General features: G+C 32.6%; 14 protein-coding genes. 7 read left to right on the forward strand and 7 right to left on the reverse strand.

Annotated features, from left to right (window positions below; genetic code table 11):
- Positions 1 to 124 precede the first annotated feature (124 nt).
- The 7 genes from Q4Q34_RS15590 to kduI all read right to left on the reverse strand — a co-directional run bounded on the left by Q4Q34_RS15590 (position 125) and on the right by kduI (position 8,530).
- On the reverse strand, positions 125 to 2,632 hold the full coding sequence (locus tag Q4Q34_RS15590; RefSeq protein ID WP_303315316.1) for a TonB-dependent receptor: 2,508 nt from the start codon (positions 2,630 to 2,632) through the stop codon (positions 125 to 127).
- A gap of 37 nt (positions 2,633 to 2,669) precedes the next feature.
- Positions 2,670 to 3,575, reverse strand: coding sequence for a FecR family protein (locus Q4Q34_RS15595; protein ID WP_303315314.1), 906 nt, complete (start codon positions 3,573 to 3,575; stop codon positions 2,670 to 2,672).
- Between the two features lie 21 nt (positions 3,576 to 3,596).
- Positions 3,597 to 4,118, reverse strand: coding sequence for an RNA polymerase sigma factor (locus Q4Q34_RS15600; RefSeq protein WP_330444550.1), 522 nt, complete (start codon positions 4,116 to 4,118; stop codon positions 3,597 to 3,599).
- 357 nt (positions 4,119 to 4,475) lie between these two features.
- Positions 4,476 to 5,651, reverse strand: coding sequence for an aldose epimerase family protein (locus Q4Q34_RS15605; RefSeq protein ID WP_303315312.1), 1,176 nt, complete (start codon positions 5,649 to 5,651; stop codon positions 4,476 to 4,478).
- Positions 5,652 to 5,692: 41 nt separating this feature from the next.
- The gene (locus tag Q4Q34_RS15610; protein WP_303315310.1) at positions 5,693 to 6,862 is read right to left on the reverse strand and encodes a DUF4861 family protein; all 1,170 of its coding nucleotides are present in this window, start codon (positions 6,860 to 6,862) and stop codon (positions 5,693 to 5,695) included.
- Positions 6,863 to 6,890: 28 nt separating this feature from the next.
- Positions 6,891 to 7,685: a gluconate 5-dehydrogenase gene (locus Q4Q34_RS15615; protein ID WP_303315308.1), complete on the reverse strand. Its 795-nt coding sequence runs from the start codon at positions 7,683 to 7,685 to the stop codon at positions 6,891 to 6,893.
- Between the two features lie 2 nt (positions 7,686 to 7,687).
- Positions 7,688 to 8,530 carry a 5-dehydro-4-deoxy-D-glucuronate isomerase gene (kduI, locus tag Q4Q34_RS15620; RefSeq protein ID WP_303315306.1) on the reverse strand — a complete coding sequence of 281 codons (843 nt, stop codon included), beginning with the start codon at positions 8,528 to 8,530 and terminating at the stop codon, positions 7,688 to 7,690.
- A gap of 126 nt (positions 8,531 to 8,656) precedes the next feature.
- Between kduI and Q4Q34_RS15625 the strand changes: the two genes are divergently transcribed.
- The 7 genes from Q4Q34_RS15625 to Q4Q34_RS15655 all read left to right on the forward strand — a co-directional run bounded on the left by Q4Q34_RS15625 (position 8,657) and on the right by Q4Q34_RS15655 (position 25,315).
- Positions 8,657 to 9,676 (forward strand): LacI family DNA-binding transcriptional regulator, encoded by a 1,020-nt coding sequence (locus Q4Q34_RS15625; protein WP_303315304.1) that lies wholly within the window; start codon positions 8,657 to 8,659, stop codon positions 9,674 to 9,676.
- 161 nt (positions 9,677 to 9,837) lie between these two features.
- Positions 9,838 to 12,843: a SusC/RagA family TonB-linked outer membrane protein gene (locus Q4Q34_RS15630; protein WP_303315302.1), complete on the forward strand. Its 3,006-nt coding sequence runs from the start codon at positions 9,838 to 9,840 to the stop codon at positions 12,841 to 12,843.
- Positions 12,844 to 12,860: 17 nt separating this feature from the next.
- Positions 12,861 to 14,378: a RagB/SusD family nutrient uptake outer membrane protein gene (locus Q4Q34_RS15635; RefSeq protein ID WP_303315300.1), complete on the forward strand. Its 1,518-nt coding sequence runs from the start codon at positions 12,861 to 12,863 to the stop codon at positions 14,376 to 14,378.
- A 149-nt stretch (positions 14,379 to 14,527) separates the two neighbouring features.
- A complete protein-coding gene (locus Q4Q34_RS15640; protein ID WP_303315299.1) occupies positions 14,528 to 18,643 on the forward strand; it encodes a hybrid sensor histidine kinase/response regulator transcription factor in 4,116 nt (1,371 codons plus the stop codon).
- Positions 18,644 to 18,861: 218 nt separating this feature from the next.
- Positions 18,862 to 20,388 (forward strand): hypothetical protein, encoded by a 1,527-nt coding sequence (locus Q4Q34_RS15645; RefSeq protein ID WP_303315298.1) that lies wholly within the window; start codon positions 18,862 to 18,864, stop codon positions 20,386 to 20,388.
- A 30-nt stretch (positions 20,389 to 20,418) separates the two neighbouring features.
- Positions 20,419 to 23,553, forward strand: a complete 3,135-nt coding sequence (locus Q4Q34_RS15650; protein WP_303315296.1) for a SusC/RagA family TonB-linked outer membrane protein — start codon at positions 20,419 to 20,421, stop codon at positions 23,551 to 23,553.
- A 34-nt stretch (positions 23,554 to 23,587) separates the two neighbouring features.
- The gene (locus Q4Q34_RS15655; RefSeq protein ID WP_303315295.1) at positions 23,588 to 25,315 is read left to right on the forward strand and encodes a RagB/SusD family nutrient uptake outer membrane protein; all 1,728 of its coding nucleotides are present in this window, start codon (positions 23,588 to 23,590) and stop codon (positions 25,313 to 25,315) included.
- The last annotated feature ends 17 nt before the right edge of the window (positions 25,316 to 25,332 follow it).

Consider the following 25,332-nt stretch of genomic DNA (forward strand, 5'->3'; position numbering starts at 1 on the left):
GTTGATGTGTAGAAGGGCTAAGGAAACTTAGTCCTTTTTTAAACCCTTATAAAACATGAAAAGTTTAGTTTTAATGTCAGTTCGATTTAGTATTATTTTTTATAAAAATTAAACTGACGTTATTTTAGAAATTTATTTGAAAAGATAAATTGGGAGTTATGCCTAGAGATTTATAATCTACAGGTTGTATAATATAAGATTCACCATCTTCAGATAGAAAACTATTATATTCTCTATTTAATATGTTTTTTTTATCATAAATGTTTAATACGGACAATAGTAATTTATAAGATACCGAACGGTGTTTTTTTGACTCCAAATGATATGAAATTGAGGTGTCTAATCTATGATAGTCTGGTAATGAAGCTGTATTAATAGCTCCATGTATAAAGTATGCATTCTCTTCATCCTGAACAACCGAAAGCGTATTGGTATACGGTATGCCCGTTCTGTATTTCCATGATAAGTTTATGGTTAGCTTGTTTAAAGCCAGTGAGTTTGTAAAACTTATTGAATGCGGAGTATTACCATTTCCTCTAAAGGCTGTACCATTGTTTAAGTCGTCAAAAATATAGTTGGTATCCGAATAGTTGTAGTTAAACCAACTCGTATAATTAGTCCATTCTTTTTTAACAAACAATTCTATTCCTTTACTTGTACTGGAGCCTACATTATTATTTATGATGCTAGATTGAAAACCTTGAGCAAGAGAAGTTAAACCGTATGATTTTTTAAAATAAGTATCAAAATCTATAAACCAATTATTTTTTTCGTAAGTAAACCCAATAGAAAATTGATCGATTTTATAGTTTGGAATATCATCGTCATCGTCATTGAGAAAAATCCAGAGATTATTTTCTAAACCAAATTCACTAGGGGAGTAATCAATAATTTGACCAATGTATTGATTTCTGTTTTCTGCTGAGGCTTTTAAACTAAAACGATTGTTGAGTTGTTTTTTAAGGAAAACTCTTGGCTCTATTAAAATTTTATTTGTTGTTGGAAACTTATTAGCTCTAACACCAAGACTTACATATAATTTTTTTGGATCATTATATTCCATTTGTGTATATAAAGCATGGTCAGAGCCTTTATTAGAATTTTCATGTTGGAAATCTAAAAAAGCACTATTTAAAGTATATGAGACGCTACTATGCGTAAATTGGTAGCCACTTGATAGTGTATAGAGTTTATTTAATTTCCATTTGGTGTGAATTTTAAATCCTTCTTCATGAATTGTATTTTTTTTAATCTCTGTATTAATCTCTGAAGGAGAAAACATAAATACGCCTTTATAATCAAAATCATATGTATTGAGATACATATTTATATCGGTAGAGAAGTTTGAAGACCAAAACCTTTTCCAATTTAATATGGACCCAAAAGTAAAAGTGTTTAATTTATTACTTAAATCAGTTTCATTATCTTTGATAACTACATCATTTAGATATTTGCTATTACTATAAATAGAAGATGAGGTGATTTTGTCTTTTTTTGATGGTTCGAAGATGAATTTAAACGTATTATCTATGAAGTAATTCGTTTTTTGAGTCTCTGAAAAACTATTGTTATTGTATATTTTATTAATTTCATAAACTCCTGTTTTTTGAAAAATTCTTTCTGAGAGGTTATCATAAGTAGGTGTGCTAAATACATCTATTAGAGATCTTCTTGCTGAAAATAAGAAGGCAAGTTTATTTGAGATAGGTAACTTCACGTCTGCATTAGCATAAAGCATATTCATTCCAAAACTACCTTCAGTTCTCTCAGGAATTATATTAGAGGATTTAGCGTCTATAACACCTCCAACACCTCCATTGTAAAAGGAACTTACACCACTTTTATAAATATTAATGGTTTCTGTGATATGTGGGTTAATTGATGATAATGCACCGAAAAGATGGTCTCTTTTATAAATTTTTATCCCGTCCCACAAAATTAAATTCTGATCAATATTACTACCCCTTACCATAATATTTGAAACTGTTTCAGAAGTGCTTTCAATACCCGGAAGTTGCTGCACAAAGCTTAAGATGTCTTGTTCAGGTAAATTTGTTAAGTTACTATTAAAAAGAGTCGAAACTTCTGATAATTTACCAAATTTTGATGTTTGTGAATCGTTAATTACAACTTTATTTAAATTAATATTTTGGGGTATTAGATTAATTGTAGAACATTTTTCTTTTTTTAAATCTGTTGCTAAAAAGCGTGTTTTTTTAAATCCAATGAATGATATTACTATAGAATCATAATTGTTATTGTTTTCCAGTTGAAAAAAGCCATTTTTATCTGTAATAATACCTTTTGCCTTAGTTTTATTAAGAATATTAACCCCTTCCATAGGCAATTTATCTTCGATGCTTTTTAAATACCCACAGATAATAATACTTTTGTTTTCCTTGATAAGAAAATGGTGCTTGTTTACCTTTTTAATAATTAAACTTGTTTGGTCTTCAATACGTTCAATGATATCATTAAAAGAAGTTAAGTCATTAGGAATTTGAACTATTTTACCATTTAGTGTACTCGATTCATACGAAAAATGAATATTGAAGGTCTGTTCTATATTATGGACAATATTCTCGAGGTTAGATTTTAAAGGCTTTTTAGTTTGAGATGTTGAAACATGCAAACAAAAAAGAGTCCAAAGAAATACAACTATATTTCTTTTATTTTTTTGACTTGAGTACAACAGTATTGTCCGTATTAAAAATATATTGAATATCCATAGCCTCAAATACTATTTGTAAAGCGACATCAAGGTCTGTATTTGTGAAACTACCGGTAAATCTGGTTTGTTGGCTAATACTTGAAGCATCTATAGTTATTCCATAGTTGTTTTCCAGTGCTTTTATTACTTGTAATAGGGGAGCATTATAAAAACTACTTTCATTAGATATCCAAGATGGTTTAGTTGTTTTAATTTGCCATTCTTCTAGTAAATCGCCTACTATTCTAATAGCTTTGCCTTTGTCTAAGATTATTTTTCTATTCCCTTTTATAACTTTTACCTGCCCTTCAAAGCATTGTACTTCAAATATATTTTCTTGATTTGTTACTGTAAATGCCGTACCTAATACAGTTACACTGCCAATATTTGTAAGAACTTTAAAAGTATTCCCTTTATTTACTCTAAAAAATGCTTCTCCTTTTAAATTTACAACTCTATCCTTTATCCATTTTTTCTTTTTATACTTTAGGGTTGATTTAGCATTTAACGTAATAGAAGACTTATCAGGCATTACAATTGCTAACCGTTCGCCATAATCTGTATTAATAATTTCGTTCTGGTTAAAGAAAAAAGTTATTCCCAAAATTAGAATAACTGAAGCGGCAATTGCAAATGTATATTGTAGTGTTTTTACCTTTTGCCTTTTTCTTTCATAAATCTTTTGTTGAGTCCTTTTATAGGTTTCTTCTTTGTCATAAGATGGAATTTCTAGTATTTCAGTACCTTTCAGTATCAAATCATATAGCTTAAAATCGTCAGTCTTTTCGAATACTATTTTTTCCTCATCCGAAAGTTTATTTTCTAACCATTTTGCCAAAAATCTATCGTCATTAAATAGTTTCATCTAGTTAGTTGTGTTGTTAGTTTAAATTTTTTCTCCAATTTTACTCCTCAGTTTTAATAAAGCGAGGTGCATCCTTCGTTCAACAGCTTTTTGTGTTATTCCTACAATCTCAGCAATTTCTTTGTATGTTTTTTTGTCTTTTCTGCTCAATAAAAATACTTCTCTCTCTTTTACGGGTAACTCGTTTATACTTTTTGTTAGTAACACCATAAATTCTTTTTCTTCCATTATAAAATCGGGACTTTCTTTATTGACATAATTTGATTTTAAATGTACTTTGTAATTTAATTTTACTTTTTCATGTTTTATTAAATTATAAAAAGTGTTTTGGGCTACTTTCATTACATAAGACTTTGCTTTGCTAAATAGTACTTGTTTACAATTTAACCAAAGTTTTACAAATGCGTCTTGTGTAATATCTTCTGCTTTCGAAATATCTCCGCATTTATAGTAAACAAAGTTTCTGATGACTTCTGAATAATCTTCAAAAATTATCTTAAAATTTTTTTCTTCGCATACAGACTTTTGATTTTGAGGCATCATCTATGGTATAGTTTTGAAATTAAATATACGAGAGTAGGATACCTCTTAGTTTATTATATATAACACTTATAAAATAAACAACAATTGAATTTGTAAATACCCTATTCAAATTATTAAAAAATTAAATTAAAGTTAAAAAATGAACTTAGCTATTTAATTATATCCTGATGGGAGAGAGAATTAGGATAATATTATATACTATGCTATTGTAGCACATAATAATTTCAAATATAGGTACGATTTTTTTTTATTGAGCAGATAAATTATTCTTATTGGTGGTCATATTGTTCTTTGTTTAATCATAAAAAGAAAAACACCAATGGGAAATACCCTTATAATAACCTGATATAGTGTTTTTTAATTTTTTTCTACCTTAAATTTATATATACACGTAGATTTATATGTTTCACCAGGTTCTAATAATGTAGAAGGGAAGTTTGGATGATTTGGAGAATCGGGAAAGTGCTGTGTCTCCAGACAAAATGCACTTCTGGATACATAAGGTTTACCACTTTTTCCAATAGTTTCACCATTTAAAAAATTACCTGTATAAAATTGAATACCTGGTTCGTTGGTATAAACTTCCATAACTCTTCCGCTATTTGGTTCAACTACTTTTGCGACTAAATTAATTCCATATTTATCTTTAGACTTATCATTTAAAACAAAATTATGATCATAACCTTTTCCATATAAAAGTTGCTGATTTTTTGTGTTTATATCTTTGCCAATCGGTTTTAGACTAACAAAATTAAACGGTGTTTCTTTAACTTTAGCTATTTCACCTGTTGGTATTGAACTTTTGTTTATTGGTGTATAATAGTCTGCATTTATCATCAATAAATGTTTGTTTATACTTGTATTACCTTCTCCAGATAGATTAAAAAACGGGTGATGGGTAAGGTTGATGATCGTTGTTTTATCAGTTGTAGCGAAATAATTTACCGTTAATTCATTATTGTCCGTTAATTTAAAATTTACGCTAACTTTTAAATTTCCAGGGTATCCTTCTTCTAAATCTTTTGAGGTTCTATAAAACTCAATGTCATTGCTAGAAACTTTACCAACATTCCAAATAACATTATTAAAGCCTTTATGTCCACCATGTAAATGATGCTCTCCGCTATTGGTAGTTAGTCTAAATTCTTCTTGATTGATTAGAACACTACCTTTAGCTATTCTGTTACCATATCGGCCAATTATAGAACCAAAATATTTTGCCTGCGGTTTTAAATAATCGTTGATTGAAGAAAAACCTAAGACGATATCTTTGAAGTTACCATTAGAGTCAGGTACATGTAAAGACACTATTCGTAAACCAAAATTGGTAATGGTAGCTTCTAAACCATTCTTGTTTTTTAAATAAAAGAGTTTTGTTTTTTTTCCGTCTATATTTTTTTCAAACTGCTTTGGATCTAATTTCGATTTAGTACTAATAAGAGAATTACTATCGGTGTGTATTGGTTTTGAGTTTTCTTTGCAATTAAAAAGAACTATTAAAATAATAAAACAAAAAACAAATTTGTTAGCCATAATATTTAGTTAGAAAAGTATATCGCATAAATTTATACTTTTCAATTAAGAGTTACCTCTATTGGCATATTTATTTTTTTAGAAAATAGTTTTAAATACGCTTCCCATTCCTGTTTGGTAGCAAACTGCTCGCTTTCTTTCCAAGTAAATCCAGCATAGTAAGTCACTTCATTATCTATAACCTTTAAGTTTATATAAGCATTGCTTTCGTCCACATTATCAGTATGATACGTTTCATGGTTTATAAAATATTTTTTTGGGGTTAAAATAGCAGTCCCTAACTCAGAACCCTTGTGAGGTTGCCAGTAACTTACCCAAGCATTTTCATTATTACCACTTACTTCACCATCCTTTTCGTGGAGTGTTAAACCAACAGAAATTGTTTTAGTCCCTTCAATTTTAGTTTCAAACTTAGATAGGTTACTACCATAATCTAAACTTACAATTTTACTTTCTGTAATTTGATTGCCTCCTGCATCCCAATTAGCATATTCTAAATAGAAACGTGTTCTTAGCGGACCCGTAGTGATGGTTTTCCATTTGATAAAGTTTTTAGAGTAATAATAAGTACTATCTTTTTTAACAGCAATACCACCAACTCCTCTGCTTATACCCACATGAAAATTATCTAATCCTTCACCGTGGTCTATATGATAGCTTCCAATGTTTTCGTCATTTTCTTTATACCATTTATTGATTATGGGATATTCAACTTTTTTCAGCCAAGCATCTACACCACTTGAAAGTGTGCCTCCTTTAATACCATCTTCTGCCATTTTTTGTGCAACAGGACCAAAGACACGAAATGCGACTCTATTATTTTCCCAAGCATAATCATCAGTACGTTCAGGTATAAAACGGGAATAGCAATAATCCATAGCTTTAGGTTTTTCTTTCTCAGTGATTTGAATTACAGCATATTTTTTTTCTGATTTAGGAGCTATTTTAGGTTGAAATAATAATTGGTCAAACACACCATCATCATCAATATCTACCATTTGAGTGATTTGAAGTTTATTAGTTTCAATATCACGAATTCCAATAGTTGATAAATCGTCAACACCTAAAAATGCTTTTGTGAGTTCAACTGTTTCAAAAGTTCTTTCAATATTGAGCGTATTTTTAACAACAATTATTTTATCAGCTTTTTTCTGTGAACAGCCTGATAAAAAGACAATTAACAAAACATATAATAACTTATAAATTCTCATATTCTCAAAAGGATTAATAAAAGTTTGACTAACTTTCGTTTGAAGGTTTTCCAATAGTGGCAAGTATACCTCCGTCTACATAAATAATTTGACCATTAACAAAATTACTCGCTTTAGAAGCTAAAAATACGGCAGCACCTTGTAAATCATCTGGATCTCCCCATCTGCCAGCAGGTGTTCTTCCTACAATAAAATCGTTAAAAGGATGCCCATCAACGCGAATGGGGGCTGTTTGGCTGGTTGCAAAATAACCAGGTCCGATACCGTTAATTTGAATATTATGCTTAGCCCATTCCGTAGCCATATTTCGAGTTAACATTTTTAAGCCTCCTTTGGCTGCGGCATAAGCACCAACAGTATTTCTTCCCAATTCGCTCATCATAGAACAAATGTTAATAATCTTTCCTTCTTTTCTGGAAATCATGCCTTTAACAACATGTTTTGACACGATAAACGGACTTACTAAGTCTACCTTTAAAACCTGCTCAAAATCGGCAACTTCCATGTCTTCCAAAGGTGTTCTTTTTATAATTCCGGCATTGTTTACAAGGATGTCTATCGTACCAACTTCGGTCTGAATTTTTTCAATGTTCTTTATAACCTGAGCTTCATCAGTAACATCAAAAAGATAGCCATAGGCATTTAATCCTAAAGATTTATATTGAGCTACGGCATTATTCAGCTTTTCTTGAGAGGAAGCTCCGTTTATAACTAATTTTGCGCCAGCATTACCCAAACCAATAGCCATGGCTTGTCCTAATCCATGAGTACCTCCAGTAATTAAGGCCACCTTTCCTTTTAAATCAAATAAGTTTATTGACATCGTTATCTTAATTTATTAATTTCACAAACATCCATATCGCCATAGTCTAGGTTTTCGCCAGCCATTCCCCATATAAAACTATAACTGCTAGTTCCAGAACCAGAATGTATGGACCATGGTGGAGAGATAACAGCTTCATTATTAGCCATCCAAATATGTCTGGTTTCTTGAGTTTCGCCCATAAAATGACAAACGGCTTGGTCTTTTGGTACTTCAAAGTAAAAATAGACTTCCATTCTTCTGTCGTGAACATGTGCAGGCATAGTATTCCAAGAACTACCGGATTTTATAGTAGTCATACCCATTTGTAATTGGCAAACATCCACAACACTATTTACGATGTATTTTCTTAAAGTACGTGCATTTGCAGTTTCTGGAGCCCCTAGTTCGATAACTTCTACGTCATTTACACCAATTTTTTTATTCGGAAAGGCTTTGTGGGCAGGGGTGGAGTTTAGGTAAAATTCTGCTGGATGTTCAGATTGGCCACTTGAAAATGTAACATTTTTATTTCCTTGGCCTAAGTATAACGCTTCTCGGTGTTCCAAAACATATGTTTTTCCATCAACAGAAACAGTTCCTTTTTGTCCAACATTAATAATTCCCATTTCTCGTCTTTCAAGGAAAAACTCAGATTTCAATTCATCAAGAGTTTCTAAATTTATTGCTTTATTTATTGGAACAACACCACCTACCATAAATCTATCATAATGAGAATATGTCCAACTTATAACATCTTTACTCATTAAGTTCTTTACCAAAAACTCATCTCTAAGCTCGGTAGTATCCATTCTTTTTACTTCTCTGGGAGATGCTGCATATCTAACATCACAATTTGTACTCATAATTTTAAAATCTTTTGTGTTTTGTGTAAAAGTAATAAAATATATTAAAAATACAATCGATTGTATTTTAAGTTTTGTATATATTTGTTTTTATATATTTATCCTCTTAAAAGTTTAAATTTCTAAATGGGCAAAGGTAAAGCAACAATACATGACATTTCTAATGCCTTGGGCATTGATAGTTCTACGGTATCAAGAGCCTTAAACGATAGCCCCAGAGTTTCAAAAAAAACAAAAAAGCGCATACTAGATAAAGCAAATGAGCTTGGATACCTTCGGAACAGTTTGGCGTCTAATTTACGAACCAATAAAACCCAAACTATTGCCGTTGTTTTGCCAAGAGTTTCAAGACACTTTTTTGCGACAGTGATTGCAGGTATTGAGGAAACGGCATACGAAGCAGGTTACAATGTTATTATTTGTCAATCTTTAGATAATCTCAAAAGAGAAAAGAAAATAATGAATACGTTAATATCGAATCGTGTTGACGGTATTATGATTTCCATAGCTATGGAAACCACAAGTTATGAGCATTTTGAAGCCTATAGGGATTTAGAAAAACCAATCGTTTTTTTTGATAGACCATGTGCTTTAAAAGATTGTTACAATATTAAAATAGATAATTTTCAAGCAAGCTATAATGCTACAGAACATTTAATCTCTAAAGGCTGCAGGCACATTGTACATTTATCGGGTTCTCAGGATATTGAGCTTTACAGGCAACGAAAAAAAGGCTATATAGAGGCTTTAATTAAACATGGCATTGAGGTTAATCCAAATTATATTTTTGAGTCCAATTTATCAGAACAAGACGGAATAGCATCTGCAAAGAAAATCCTTGAATTAAATACAATAGATGGCATTTATTCGGCTAATGATACTTCGGCAATAAGCGCTATACAATATTTAAAAAGTCAAAATATAAAAATCCCGGAAGATATTGCGGTTGTGGGGTTCAATAACGACCCTATTTCTGCAGTTATAGACCCATCTTTAACGACTATAAATCAACCAGCATTTCAAATGGGTAAAATAGCTTCAACTTTATTATTAGATCAGATTAACAATGAATTTAGCAGCACTAAAATAGTATCTAAAGTTTTGGATTCTGAATTAATTATAAGAAACTCTTCAAAAAGAATTTAAGCACTAACCAAAAAGGATTATAATCAGACTAAGGCCTCTATAAGAGGGACATTTTGATTTTAGTCAGGCTAATTTACCCCCTCTAATAAATTAAATTGTAACCCAATTTATACTATTGGTTTCAGTCATTTGTATTATAAACTAATTTAAAACTCAAACTTATGATTAAAACTAAACTCAAAATTTTAACCAAACATTTAGCTCAGCTTTTTCTATTAGTGCTATGTTTGGGTATGACGGCACATGGTCAAACTAGAGTAACCGGTACTGTTGAAGATGAATCAGGAATACCAATTGCAGGTGTTAATATTATTGAAATTGGTACACAAAATGGTGTTGTTACAGGCTTTGATGGTAATTTCGAAATAAACCTTGTAAACAGCCCATCTGAACTTTTATTTACGTTTTTGGGGTATAAGGACCAGAAAAAAACAGTTTCTGGTAATGAAAACCTAAAAATTATTATCCAAGAAGATTTAGCACAGTTAGATGAAATTGTAGTCGTAGGTTACGGAACAGCAAAACGAAGTGATTTAACAGGTGCTCTTACGTCGGTATCATCAAAAGATTTTGACAAGCAACCCTTAAATGATGTGAGTCAAGCATTACAAGGTAGGGCAGCCGGTGTACAAGTTACTCAAACCAGTGGAGTACCTGGTGGGGCTTTTAAAATACGAATTCGTGGTGCAAATTCCATAACAGGAAGTAATGAACCTTTATACGTTGTTGATGGGCAATTTGTAGATATTTCTACAATTAATGTGAATGATATTGCATCTATGGAAGTTTTAAAAGATGCCTCTTCAACGGCTATTTACGGAACTAGAGGAGCTAACGGTGTTGTTTTAATAACCACAAAAAAAGGACGTACAGGTAAAGCAAAAATTAATGTAGATGTCTTTACAGGAATTTCCAATGTAACTCAAAAATTAGATATAATGAATGCCGCAGAGTTTGCCGAAGGTGTAAACTTTTCTGATGGTACAGAAGTTTTTACTGCTCAGGAAATAGCAGACTTAAGAGCCAATGGAGGTGAAGATTGGCAAGAATTATTATTTCAAACAGGATATTTTAACAACGTACAGATTTCTGCCAGTGGCGGAAGCGAAAATGTGGATTATTATCTTTCAGGAAACTATTATGATGCAGATGGAACAGTCATAAATCAGAATTTTAAACGATTAAATTTAAGATCTAATTTAAATGCTAAACTATCAGAAAGATTAAAAGTAGGTCTTAACCTTAATTTAGGTAGAGAAGTGGGGACTGGCGTTAGAGCAGATTTAGGTGTTGGATTATCGTTTGATCCTGCAACAAGAGCCTTTGATGAAGATGGAAATTATAATTTTAACTCAACAAGAAACTTAGCGACCTCACAAACCAATCCTCTAGTAGCAGTTGAAAACAATTTTAGGGAAAATGCCATAGATCGTGTTAGTGTTAATGCTAATATTAACTGGGATATTGCTAAAAATTTAGTATTTAATACTTCCGCAGGTATTGTTAAATCCGAAAGGCATTTTAATACCTACGCGCCTTTAATTTCCAGTAACAATGGTAGGGCAAATGTGGATAATATTTATTTAACAAACCTATTTAATACCAATAGATTAACATATTCTGTAGATATTAATGAAAATAATAGCTTAAAAATAGATGCGATACATGAGTTGGTAATGGATAAATTTAATCGCGTAGAAATTGATGCGAGTGATTTTTTTACAGATGTTGTCTCCTTTAAAGATTTATCTGCAGCCAATGTACAAACTGTTCAAAATAATGAGAATAATAGGGATTTAGAGTCTTTTTTAGGACGTATAAACTACTCGTTATTTAACAAGTATTTATTCACGGCTTCTTTTAGAGCAGATGGAACTAGTGTTTTTCAAAAAGATAAATGGGGATATTTCCCCTCAGCCTCTTTTGCTTGGAAAATATCCGAAGAAAGCTTTATAAAAAACATAGAAACTATAAACAATCTTAAACTAAGATTGAGTTATGGACAAGTTGGAAATCAGGGTATTTCCCCTTTTGGTACCAGATCCAGAGCCGTGTTGAATGAAGATATCAACTACCCGTTTAATGGTACTTTATCAACCGGTGTAGCACCTTCAAACAGAGTAGCTAATCCAGATTTAACTTGGGAAACTACCGAGCAAATAAATACAGGTTTTGATTTAGGACTGTTAAATTCTGCAATCACACTTTCTTTCGATTACTACAAGAAAAACACAACAGATTTATTATTAGATACTCAGTTGCCTCAATTTGTAGGTCCAACGAGAAAGTTTGTTAATGCCGGAGAAGTTGAGAATAATGGGTTTGAAATAACTTTAGGCACAAGAATATTACAAAATGATAACTGGCGTATAAATTCTACATTAAGCCTTTCAAGTAATAAAAACAAAGTATTGTCATTAAACGACGATTTAGAATTTTTAGTAGTTGGAGATGAAATTAGAGCAAATACATTCCCTGTAAACCCGACTAGAGTTGAAGTTGGATTGCCTATTAGTACGTTTAGAGGGTATATTTTCGAAGGTGTATATCAAATAGGAGAAGAAGCAGAGGCCGCCATATATAATAAAGTACCTGGAGATGCAAAGTACAGGGATATTAACAACGATGATGCTATTACTACTGATGATATTACAACCGTAGGTGATGGTAATGCAGACTTTACCTGGGGATGGAATTGGGATGTAGGCTATAAAAATTGGAACTTGAATTTTGTACTTACAGGGTCTCAAGGAAATGATATTTATAACCTACAACGCGCTAGGTTAATGGCGTTAGGGGCTCAACAGTTTCATGCTGTTCATGGAGATTATAGAAACAGATGGACTCCAAATAACCCAAGTAATATTCCTTCTGGGAGAGATGGTACAGAAATTTTATCCTCACAATTTATAGAAGATGGGTCATATATCACTATGAAAAACATAGCGCTAAGCTATAATGTTGATACTAAACTTTTAGGTAAGTTAGGTTTAAGTAGTGCTAGATTGTATACAAGTGTTGAAAATTTATTCACAATTACTGATTATTCTGGGTTTGATCCAGAAGCTACAGCATCAGTAAGTAATCAAGATGCAGACGTTGGTATTGATTATAATACATACCCCATTAACCGTTCCGTTACATTTGGTCTTAATGTTACATTTTAACAATAAAAATAAATACGATGAAACATATAAATAAAATTTTCTTACTTGCTATAATAGCTTTTCTAGGCAACTCTTGTTCAGATTTGGAAGAAGATACCAGTAGTCTATTAACTGTTGGTAAGATAGAAACCGAAGCAGATATAGCTGCTAGTGTAGCACCTATATACAGAAGACTTTTGGAAATGCACAAGACTCCTCATTTTACAAGAACTGCTACTTATGGAGGAGATGATATAACAACATGGATTGCTGGTAATAAGGCTCCGTTACGTGTCTTTGATAGATATGATTATGGCAGTGGGGAAAATTCCGATATTAATTGGTTGCCTCATGCTTGGGATGGATATTGGCAAACCATTTATTACTGTAATACATTAATAGATGGTCTTAAAACTGCTACAGCACCAGAATCGGTTGTAAAAGTAGCAGATGCAGAAGCCAGAACTTTTAGAGCGCTTAGTTATTTGAATTTAGTCAAACTTCATGGTAACATGCCTTTAATATTAGATGGTGTTTTGCCGACAGGAGAAGAGCAACGTGCTACTGTTTTAGAAAACTATCTGCAAATAGAAAGTGATCTACTTATTGCAGAAACCTCTTTGCCTATTCCAGGCACGCAAGAAGAAGGTCGGGCTTCTGCGTCTTTGGCAAAATCAATTTTAGCCGATTTATATCTAACTTGGGCTGGTTGGCCAGTTAAAGATGTTTCTAAATATCCTTTAGCAGCCGAAAAAGCAAAAGACGTTATCGACTATAATTATCATACGTTGTTGCCAATTGATCAGTTATGGTTATTAGAAGGAGCAGACAGTAAAGAGTCTATTTTTTCTTTGAGATATTCTGATGATGAAAGTATAGTAGGTCAAGCAGCTACAGCTTTTACGTTTCATCAAGGTAGAGGTTTTTCAGACTGTTTTCCAGAATTACAATTTTTTAATGATTTTCCTGAAGGGCCAAGAAAAGATGCAACGTTCATATTGGATATCCCTAATAGAAATAGTCCCGGAGGTGTTATTACTCCTAAAGACCCACCTACGATACCATGGCCAGATTCTGATAGAGGACATCCTATGTATAAAAAGTATGTACTTTCAGAAGATTTAACCTTTGGAGCTAGACCAGTGTCCTTTAGATCTATAGAATTATATAGATACGCAGAAATTTTATTAATATATGCAGAAGCTCAAGCTAGGGGCGACGGCGAAAACACCAGTTCAATTGAAGCTTTAAACCAGGTAAAACGAAGAGCAGCAGGATTACCTTATTTAAGTCCAGATGGATCAGTTGATGTGGCATCTGCAACTCCTAATGAAATTGTAGACGAGAAAGGTTGGGAATTAGCCGCAGAGAATAAGCGATGGTTTGACTTAGTAAGAACAGAACGTGTCGCTGAAATGGCAGCTAAAAGAGATGCCTCAGAACCTGTTACTCTAGTAAGACAACCAGGCGAAGCACAATACATTGCACCAATACCTTTTAATTCTATTTCTTTAAGTGATTTGGTTCAAAATCCGGAAGGATTTAAAATTCAATAAATAGTTCGTTTAGTTAGTTATGTTTTGGCAAGAGAGGTCTTATCTTAGATAAAACCTCTTTTGTATTTAAAAGAATCACTATTTTTAAAAGCTATTTAAATGAAATTGAGGTAAAATTCTTCTCAAAAAGCGTCTAGTATATTTAATTTATGAAAATATCAAATACAATATTTATATTATTTATGTTATGTTTTGCGCTTGCTCAGGGGCAAGAAAACATGGGTTTTTCAAATAATATAAAGTTTAAAAATTACACAACCAAAGACGGGCTCTCTCAACGATCTGTAACCAGTATTATTCAAGATAATCAAGGGTTTATGTGGTTTGGCACGCGGTACGGATTAAATAAGTTCGATGGACATATCTTTAAACATTACAACTATAGTTCAGATAATATAAATAGTCTTAGTCATAACTGGATTACAGAGATTGAAAAAGACCTGTATGGTGCAATTTGGGTTGGAACCAAAAAAGGACTTAATAAGTACATACCTGAAAACGATGAGTTTTTAAGAGTCAAAACATCCAACGCATCCAAACAGTATTACAACCATGAAATTTGGGATATAAAAGTTCAAGACTCTACGTTTTTATGGATAGCAACAAATCAGGGGCTCGATAAATTTAATATCCTAACAAATACTGTATTAACATTTAATCATAACAAAAATAACCCTAACAGTATAAGTTCAAATAAAATTAGAAACATCCTGATGTCTTCAACTAAAGATTTATGGATAAGTACAAGCGAAACAATAGACTTGTATAATGTAAAGAGTAATCAATTTAAACACTACAAATACCCTAATAGTGCATCGCCAACAATAACTAAAAATAATACAACCACATTGTATGAAGATGTTCATGGACGAATTTGGTTGGGTTACAATAATGGTTTGGCTTTTTTCAATACCAAAACAGATACTTTTGAAACATTCGTTCTAAAATCTGGAGTTACTATTACAAGTTCCGTGAGAGTCATTTGTGAAGATAATGAAGGCAACCTATGGGTTGGAACGTATGATGGTTTAACCAAATTAGATTTAAACAATAATGCCATTTACAAATATGAGAACGATATTATAGACCCAAAAAGTTTAAGTCAAAATTCTGTATACGATATAACCGAAGATTCTAGGGGCGATTTATGGATAGGCACTTGGGCTGGTGGTATAAGTTATTACGATAAAAGCTCAAATGATTTCGTAACGTTTTCCGAAGGGTATACCAAAAAGAATCTCAATTACAAGGTTGTTAGTTCTTTTGTAGAAGATAAAAACGATAACCTGTGGATAGGTACAGAAGGAGGAGGTATAAATATTTATAATAAAACAGATAAAACATTTACTTATTTAAAACATGATCCTAACAATTCTAATAGCTTAAGTGCTAATAACGTTAAGTCTATTATTCAAGATTATCAAGGCGGTTTTTGGGTAGGGACACACGATGGAGGTTTAAATCATATTAGCATTAATGAAAACCGTAAACTATTTAAAAGATATAAAAACAACCCTAGTGATAGCACCAGTATTAGCGATAATAAAATTACAGCCATATTAGAAGATACAAATCGTAATATTTGGATTGGGACAAATGAGGGAGGTTTAAACTTTTTTGATAGGAAAACAAAAATTTTCACGAGAATAGCTGACGATAATAGTGTGTTGGGGAATTTTATTTACACCATTTCAAAATCAGAAAAAGACAATTCCATATTAATTGGTAGTATAAACGGACTTGCAAAAATAGACGTTGAAACAAAAAATATAACCCCTGTTAATTTTAGGAAAAAAGCATTAAATGCTTATACTATTAATCCGGTATTAAGCACATACCAAGAATCTGAAAATAGTTATTGGGTTGGCACTGAGGGAAACGGGTTATATAATTATAATTCGAAAACTAATGAGAAAGTAAGATATGGTTTAGCTAATGGCTTGCCCAATGAGGTGATTTATGGGATTCTACCAGATGATTACGGTAACTTATGGATTAGCACAAATAAAGGGTTAAGTAGACTGAATTTAGAAACAAAAACGTTTAAAAATTTTGAAGAGACCGATGGAATACAAGGAAATGAATTTAATTACGGGGCGTATTTAAAAACAAAAAAAGGCAATCTTGCATTTGGGGGTACCGATGGGTTCACCATTTTTAATCCAAATCAAATTGAAGAAAACACCTTTGTGCCACCTGTAGTCATCACATCTTTTTCCGTTAGAAATAAACCATTTAAAACCATTACAGATTCCATAAATTTAATAGAATTAAAATATAACCAAAACGATTTTAGTTTTGATTTTGTTGCATTAGGCTATTCTCAGCCCAATAAAAATCAATATGCATATAAATTAGAAGGTTTTGATTCGGACTGGAATTTTATTGGCAATAACAAAACAGCGGTATATACGAATTTAAATAATGGCGATTATACATTTAAAGTTAAAGCTTCTAATAATGATGGTTTATGGAATGAAAATGGAAATTCCATTAAAATTAAAATTTTTCCGCCTATATGGAGAACGTGGTGGGCTTATATATTATACGTTTTAATATTACTTACGTTATTTTGGCTCATTAGAAAATATACACTTTTAAGAATACAGGACAGAAACGAGCTAAAACAAGAACGGCTAGATAAACAACAAATGGAAGAAGTAAACCGTTTGAAACTTCAACTGTTTACAAATATTTCCCATGATTTTAGAACACCTCTAACACTTATTATAGGACCCCTTAAAAGGTTGATAAACAATAAAGAGGGAGATACGTACATTCAAAATCAACTTAATGGGATGTATAGAAATGCTAGTATTTTACTTCAGCTAATCAATCAGCTCTTAGATTTTAGAAAAAGTGAAACAGGAAAATTACTTTTGCATGCTTCTAAGAGTGACCTTGTTACATTTATAAAGGATATTAAGCTTTCTTTTGATGACATGGCGAAAGATAGAAATATAACATATGCTTTGGAATCAACAGAAACATCTACGGAGGTTTGGTTTGATAAGATTGAAATGAAAAAAGTGATACTAAACATCCTATCCAATGCCTTTAAATTTACACCACAAAATGGTAGTGTTTCCATAAATATATCAGATAAAGTTATATTGAATAATGAGGGCAATCACAAGTATGTGAAAATCGAAATTAAAGATAGTGGAAAAGGCATACCAGAAGAAGATATTGATTATGTGTTTGATAGATATTTTCAATTAGGGCAACAGAACGAGCTTAGGTCTGGGACAGGAGTAGGTTTAGCTCTCGCAAAAGATATTGTCGAATTACACCATGGTCATATTTATGTAGAAAGTACATTAGGGGTAGGCTCTTGTTTTACCGTCATGTTACCTTTGGGAAAAACCCATTTAAAGCCAGAAGAAATTATTGAAAACGATTACGAGGATAATGATATTCTAGATTATTATGAGGTTGCTAATGTTAAATCTGGATGGATAAGAGACGACATCGAAATTGAGGATACTAAGTTTGATGATGCATTGCCTTCCATTCTCATCGTTGAAGATAACAATGAAGTAAGACAGTTTATAAAAGAAATTTTCGAAAAAGACTTCAATGTTTATGAAGCAGAAAATGGGCATGCAGGTATTTACTTAGCACAATACAACCCCATAGATGTTATAGTTAGCGATGTTATGATGCCGGAAATGAATGGACTAGAAATGTGCGCCAAACTTAAAACAGATATAAGAACAAGCCACATACCGGTTATTATGCTTACAGCCAGAACATCATCAAAAGTTCAAAAAGAAGGGTATGAAACTGGAGCAGATATTTATTTAACAAAACCATTTGATGGATCAACATTAAGGCTCCAAGTGCTTAATATTTTAAAATCCCGAAAGCATTTAATTGAAAAGTTCAAAAAAGATATTCTTTTAGAACCCAAAGAAATTACTGCAGTATCTACAGACGAGGTTTTCTTGAAAAAGGCCATGCAAATTATAGAAGACAACCTATCCAATGCTAATTTTAATGTAAATACATTTATAGATAAAATGTTTATGAGTCAATCTGTATTATACAGAAAAGTAAAAGTATTAACGGGGCAGTCTATATCAGAATTTATAAGATCAGTAAGGTTAAAAAAAGCGAGTCAATTACTCTCACAAACAGATATGAGCATTTCTAACATAGCGTACGATGTTGGGTTTAATGATTTAAAATATTTTAGAAAATGTTTTAAAAAAGCATTTAATGATACACCATCACAGTACCGAAAGCAAAAAAACGTAGAATAAGTAGAGAAATTAGGCATTCACACTAGAAAATGCCTAATTTACCCCCTTTTTTTCAATTAAAAATACCCCATAATTTCGTGTGTAAATAAACACCTTTACCAAAATTACATTTAATATGTTTTGGTTATAGATTATGCTTTTTAAATGCATGTACGTTTCCAGATTATATTTAGATAACTAACTAAACTCAATTTAAGAACCAGCAAAATTATAAACTAATGAAAAACTGTTTCCTTTTAATATCTATAAGCTTTTTATTTCTGTTTACAGAAAGTTGTAATGAAGATACGTTTATAGACGATCCAACACTTGAGAGCCTTGGAGCTCCTAAAAACTTATCGTATACAGAGATTTTAAATGCCAGAGAATTTTCCTTGTTAAAAACCGATGTACCGACTATTGATACAGATGGGCTAACACCAACTTTTGAAATTGTTTCAGGAAGAACAGAAGACGGTACTATTTTAGACGATACTTTTATGAGTCAAGTAAGTATCGCTGGAGCTGTTGAAACTATAGAAAACCTAAGTCCTGAAAATTACTATGAATTAAATGGACAAACCGTAACCACTTACGTTGCTGTTAACTCAAAAAATAATGGTGTAGTTACTATTGCTGACGAAAATAATTTTGGAATTGGCAATTATTATTTCACTATTAGAGCAACAACTACAGCAGGAAACAAAACACTATCAACAACGTTTGAAGATGCATTACATATAAGTGTGGGACCAGAATTGGTCACTAACTTATTATACTCACCATTGGCTCAAAACTTAGTAGTTGGAGCAGGGTCTACTACCACCCAACCTTTTTTAATTACTGGAAATCCAGATGTAATGTTCGAACTTGGAAGTGATGACGATAAATTAAATATCGATTCTCAAACAGGTATAATTTCACTTGAAGCAGGATATGCAACAGTAGAAAATGATACCATTTATCCGAAAGTTATAGTAACTAGTAACATAAGTGGAGAGAAAACAGAATTTCAAGGTGAAAGCTTCTTGTTTTTGGTTGCATCCAATACACCAGTTACATTACCAAAGCAAACAAATTACTTTTTCTACCCAACATTAGAAGCTAATAATAAACTTTTCGGTTATTCAGTAGAAGTCATAACACCAGGATCAGTAGCTCCAGCAAATATTTGGAAACAAACAGGCCCTTCACCGTTAGCTGGTTTAGATACATCCTTGCCGGTTATAGATGGCAAACAAGCCATTTTTACAAACGCTGTTGTTGGTGGAGCTTCAACACCACATGAATCTGATGTCATTATAAATACGCAAGATTTGAGTCAATACAGACTCGGTTTCAATTTGTCAGCTGTATTTTATACACAGAATAGATTTGTTGAATACTTATCAGATGGTAGAACACCTACAGATTTAGAAATTTACATCTCCACAGATTACACAGGAGACAATGCTGCAGCCACATGGACTAAAGTTAATGATCAAGTTGCCTGTCAAATAAACAGTAATACAGCTACACCATTTATAGGAACACCTTATCCAGGAGACCAGAATAAAGCTGATCCAGATGGTTTAAAAGACCCTACCAGAAATGCAGATGGTAGATGGGTGCGATGTGAGTTGGATTTAAATCCGTACAAAGATGAGAAACGCTTTACGCTTAAGTTTAAGTACGCCTCATATTTTACAGGAGAAATTAGAGGCGCAACAGGAAGAGCAGGTAGATACTTGATCTCTGACGTTCATTTTAAAGCTACGGAACAATAACCAACCAATTATCAAACTAAACAATAAAAGATGAAAAAATTAATAATAACCACATTAGTTTGCATGACCGCTTTTTTTAATGCTATGGCTCAAAAAAGCATTAATGGAAAGGTCACAGATATTAATAATCAACCTCTACCGGGTGTATCTATACTTGTAAAGGATACAAATAAAGGGGTCGTTTCAGACTTTGATGGTAAATATAGTATTAATAACATTGATGAAAATGCGGTTTTAGTTTTTACCTATTTGGGCTTCGAGGCTCAAGAGATTTCAACAAACGGCAAAACAGTTTTAGATGTAATTTTAAGTGAATCTAGAGAATCCCTAGATGAAGTTGTTGTAGTGGGGTATGGCTCTGTAAACAAGCGGGACCTTACAACTTCTATTGCCAGCGTTGAAGCAGAGGATTTAGAAAACACAGCGACTACTAATTTTGATCAGGCTCTAGCCGGTAGAGTTTCAGGAGTGCAAGTTACCTCTGTAGATGGTACACCGGGAGCTGGTTTAAATATCGTGATTAGAGGTGGTAACTCCATAACAGGCGATAATTCACCCTTATACGTAGTGGATGGTATTGCTTTAGAAGATTTTGACCCAGCGAGTATTAGTACCAATGATATTGAGTCTTTCGATGTCTTGAAAGATGCCTCTGCAACGGCCATATATGGGTCTAGAGGCGCTAATGGTATTATTATTATAAAAACTAAAAATGGTCGTAAAGATGGTAAAACCGATGTTAATTTTAGTATAGCACACAGTTTACAGTGGATTCCTAATAGATTGGAAGTATTGAGTCCATTTCAATATGTAAAGTATCAAGAAGGTATTGCTTTTGCTTTAGATAATTATGTACCTGGAACTGAAACCGATGAATTTTACAACACTTGGGGAGATCCAGAGCTTTATAGAAATACGGAAGGTACAAGCTGGCAAGACGAAATTTTTAGACTGGCAGATACAGATCAGTACAATCTAAGTATTAGTGGTGGTAATGAGAACACATCTTTATATTTTTCTTCAGAATACCTTAATCAAGAAGGAACCTTAATAAATACAGGATTCAAAAAAATCATAAATAACCTAAGGCTTAATCATAAAATTAATGATAAAGCAAAAGTTAGAGGACAAATTCAATATGCCTTTTCAGATCGAACAGGTTTAAATGTATCTGGAGATAATACCGTAAGTGTTATTAGGGATGCTGTTCAATTTAGACCCGTGGAACCAATTAATGCAGATGGTCTTCTATTAGGAGGAATAGACCCAAACGATTCTAACCAACGGGCATTTTTTAATCCTGTAAAAAACCTTGAAAATACAGATAGAAGCAATCGCTCTGATGTAGTAAGAGGTAATTTGAGTTTAGATTATAAATTTAATGATAACTTAATTTTAAAGCTATCAGGAAACTATCAATTAAATAACACAAAACAAACTGTATTTTTTGGGAAAGAAACGCAGCAAGGAACAAACGGAATTAATGGAATAAATGGTACGGTAACAAATAGAAGAATTCAAACCATATCAACATCAAATACCTTAACGTATAAGAAAAAGTTTGGAAAACACAATACAAATTTCCTTGGAGGTATGGAGGTACAAGATAGATCTACAGATTTTTCTAGTGCCAGAAACTCGCAAATTCCAACAGACATTTTCGGGATAGACAAAATAGGTATCGGTATTTCACCATCCATACCCGTAACAGCTGTGAGCCAAAACAGACTCTTTTCATTCTTTGGTAGAGCTAGTTATTCCTATAAATATAAATACTATTTAACTGCCACATATAGAGCAGATGCCTCTTCAAAATTCAAACCAGAAAATAGATGGGGATATTTTCCATCGTTCTCAGCAGCTTGGAGAATAAATAACGAAGACTTTGTAAAAAACATTAAGTTTATTACTAACGCAAAGCTAAGAGCAGGGTGGGGACGTACCGGAAACAACAGAGTACGTGATTTTGATGCCTTTAGCCAATTGGATATTAATGCGAATAGCGGTTATGTTTGGGGGCAAGGTCAAACGTTTGTTCCTGGAGCTTTCCAAAGTAATTTAGGTGTCCCAGATTTAAGATGGGAAACCACAGACCAGTTAGATATTGGACTAGATCTAGGTTTTCTAGATAATAGAATAGAAGCAACCATAGATTACTACAAGAAAGAAACCAGTGATTTATTGTTAAATGCAGAAACAGCTTTACATACAGGATTTGAACGCGTACAACAAAATGTGGGGAAAGTTCAAAATGAAGGATTGGAAATTAGTATAAATACTTTAAATGTCAATAATAAAAATTTCAAATGGTCATCTTCATTTAATATTGCATTTAATAAAAATAAAGTTGTAGCATTAAATAGTGGACAAGATGCTATTTTCACAGACCCACAATGGAGTGGCGATGCAGAGAACCAATACATCACAAGAATTGGGCAGCCAGTGGGGCAAATTTATGGATTACAGTTTGATCGTATTTATCAAGTAGACGATTTTGTTTTCGATAATGCATTGCAATCCTTCACTTTAAAAGATGGTATTCCAGATAACGGGGCATTACCAATCGCTCCAGGGAGTGTTAAATTCATCGATCAAAATGGCGATGGCACCATAAACGAAGCAGATAGAGTTGTAATAGGAGATACACAACCTAAGCACTTTGGAGGGTTAAATAACTCTTTTGAAATTGGTGGTTTTGATGTTCAAGTATTATTACAATGGTCTTATGACTTTGATATTTTAAATGCTAACAAATCCATATTTACAGTACCAAGAACAAGAAACTCTAGTGGATTTACAGAACTGGCAAATGGTTGGACACCTACTAATACCGATACAAACATTGGTACCACCAGATACTTCTCAGTATTTGGAAGACCACCAACAGGAAATTTATTAGATGATAGATATGTTGACGATGGTTCCTATCTAAGATTGAAAACGGTTTCTATTGGCTATTCACTGCCTAAGGATGTGCTTGAAAAATTAAAGATTAAAAAGCTAAGATTATTTATAACAGGTCAAAATCTATTTACATGGACAGATTACGAAGGATACGATCCAGATGTTTCCGTAGGAAGATTTGGAGCACTTACGCCAAATTTAGATTGGTCTGCATATCCTTTAAGTGCCACTATTATGACGGGTATTAATGTTACTTTCTAAAATGATGATATACAAAAAGCTAAAAATTACAAACATGAAAAAATATAAAATATATATTGGTTTATTCTGCTTATTGGCATTATCGGTAAGCTGTGAAGACTATTTAAACGTAGAACCAGAGTCCACTTTAGGAATTGATAATTTTTATTCTTCTACTACCGAAGCAGAAATAGCACTTTCAGGAATTTATTCCGTTTTTGCAAGTTATGAAGTATACGGAAATGCCATGACCATAATTATGGAATCTGGTACAGATGAAGGTTATTACAACAGACGTTTTAATGAAAACTGGACCGTAGGCTTATACAGGCATACTCCAGCAGATAGATTTGTACAAGATTTATGGACGAGCTTATACACCGCCATTAATTTGAGTAATTTATTTGTTGAAAAATTAAAACAAGACAGTTTTAGTGAGGAAGAATACAATAGACTACTAGGAGAAGCTCGTTTTTTAAGAGCCCAGGCCTATTTTTTACTAACCAATTGGTATGAAGAAGTACCTATGCCATTAACCTCTACTAAAGATCAATCTGCTAACAACATTCCGGCATCTTCTTTAGAAGAGATATACGCACAAATTGTTAGCGATTTCAAATTTGCATCAGAGCATTTAATAAGTGTAGACGATCCAAATTACGTTCAAGGTAGAGCAACAGATATGGCTGCACATGGGCTTTTAGCGCGCGTATATTTAAAAATGGCTGGTTATCCTTTAAAAGATACCTCTAATTACGCCTTAGCCAAAGAACAATGTGAAATTGTAATTAACTCTGGTAAATATAGTTTAAACCCATCGACAAGTACTACAGTTACAGATATTAATGGAGATGAAACCATTGTAGTTACAAGTGATGGTTACAGAAATCATTTTTTAAGTTACATTCAAAGTATATACGATACCCAAGAATCTATTTTCGAAATTTCATTCACATATTTAAGAGATATCGGTTTAAATGTAGATGGTAGAATTGGAGAAACTAATGGAATCCCTTTTGGTTTTGGTGGAGGAAGCAATCTTGGATTTCCATCGGCTTTTGGTGGATTTAGTACCACTTCAATTTTAAGAGATGCCTATAATTCAAATAATGATAGCATACGTAGAGCCTGGAACATACCAGGATTTGATTACAGTAGTAGTGGAGATGTTAGAAGTGTAACCAATCCACTGAGTAGAAGTTATGTTCCAGGTAAATATAGACGTTGGGAACCTTCAAATTTTGATGATATTGCGCCTGGTGTAACACCAGCTCCAGGATCTCAGGAAGGATATGTCGTGTTGGAAAATGGGACTATTGGAAGAAACTTTACAAATATTAATTTCCCCGTATTGCGTTATGCAGACATCTTGTTAATGTATGCCGAAGCAGATAATGAAGTTAGTGGAGGACCATCAGCTTCAGCGATGCAATATTTAGATGAGGTTAGAACACGTGCAGGGTTGGTGTCAATCTCAGAAAAACCAGCTGCCATAGCAAGTAAAGAAGCATTCTTTGAAGAATTAGTTGATGAGCGTTTGCGGGAATTATGTTTTGAAGCCTTACGAAAGCACGATTTAATTAGATGGGAATTGTTAGAAGAAAAACTAACATTATTAAATGCGACTATCCAAGGCGATCCAAATTATTCTGCTACAAACGCAGATCATCAAGCATATTTAAGACCAGGTTTATTTTTCGATCCATCTAAGCATTTATCTCTCCCTTACCCTTTGCAAGAAGTGGAATTGAACAACAGTTTAAACCAAAAACAAGGTTGGTAGTTTTTTAATAATAAAAT

The organism is Flavivirga abyssicola (assembly GCF_030540775.2).
Lineage (GTDB): Bacteria > Bacteroidota > Bacteroidia > Flavobacteriales > Flavobacteriaceae > Flavivirga > Flavivirga abyssicola.

Bases quoted from the DNA above. Each gene is read 5' to 3' on its own strand.
- Q4Q34_RS15595 (WP_303315314.1), bottom strand. From the start codon at position 3,575: ATGAAACTATTTAATGACGATAGATTTTTGGCAAAATGGTTAGAAAAT.
- Q4Q34_RS15600 (WP_330444550.1), bottom strand. From the start codon at position 4,118: ATGATGCCTCAAAATCAAAAGTCTGTATGCGAAGAAAAAAATTTTAAG.
- Q4Q34_RS15605 (WP_303315312.1), bottom strand. From the start codon at position 5,651: ATGGCTAACAAATTTGTTTTTTGTTTTATTATTTTAATAGTTCTTTTT.
- Q4Q34_RS15610 (WP_303315310.1), bottom strand. From the start codon at position 6,862: ATGAGAATTTATAAGTTATTATATGTTTTGTTAATTGTCTTTTTATCA.
- Q4Q34_RS15615 (WP_303315308.1), bottom strand. From the start codon at position 7,685: ATGTCAATAAACTTATTTGATTTAAAAGGAAAGGTGGCCTTAATTACT.
- kduI (WP_303315306.1), bottom strand. From the start codon at position 8,530: ATGAGTACAAATTGTGATGTTAGATATGCAGCATCTCCCAGAGAAGTA.
- Q4Q34_RS15625 (WP_303315304.1), top strand. From the start codon at position 8,657: ATGGGCAAAGGTAAAGCAACAATACATGACATTTCTAATGCCTTGGGC.
- Q4Q34_RS15630 (WP_303315302.1), top strand. From the start codon at position 9,838: ATGATTAAAACTAAACTCAAAATTTTAACCAAACATTTAGCTCAGCTT.
- Q4Q34_RS15635 (WP_303315300.1), top strand. From the start codon at position 12,861: ATGAAACATATAAATAAAATTTTCTTACTTGCTATAATAGCTTTTCTA.
- Q4Q34_RS15640 (WP_303315299.1), top strand. From the start codon at position 14,528: ATGAAAATATCAAATACAATATTTATATTATTTATGTTATGTTTTGCG.
- Q4Q34_RS15645 (WP_303315298.1), top strand. From the start codon at position 18,862: ATGAAAAACTGTTTCCTTTTAATATCTATAAGCTTTTTATTTCTGTTT.
- Q4Q34_RS15650 (WP_303315296.1), top strand. From the start codon at position 20,419: ATGAAAAAATTAATAATAACCACATTAGTTTGCATGACCGCTTTTTTT.
- Q4Q34_RS15655 (WP_303315295.1), top strand. From the start codon at position 23,588: ATGAAAAAATATAAAATATATATTGGTTTATTCTGCTTATTGGCATTA.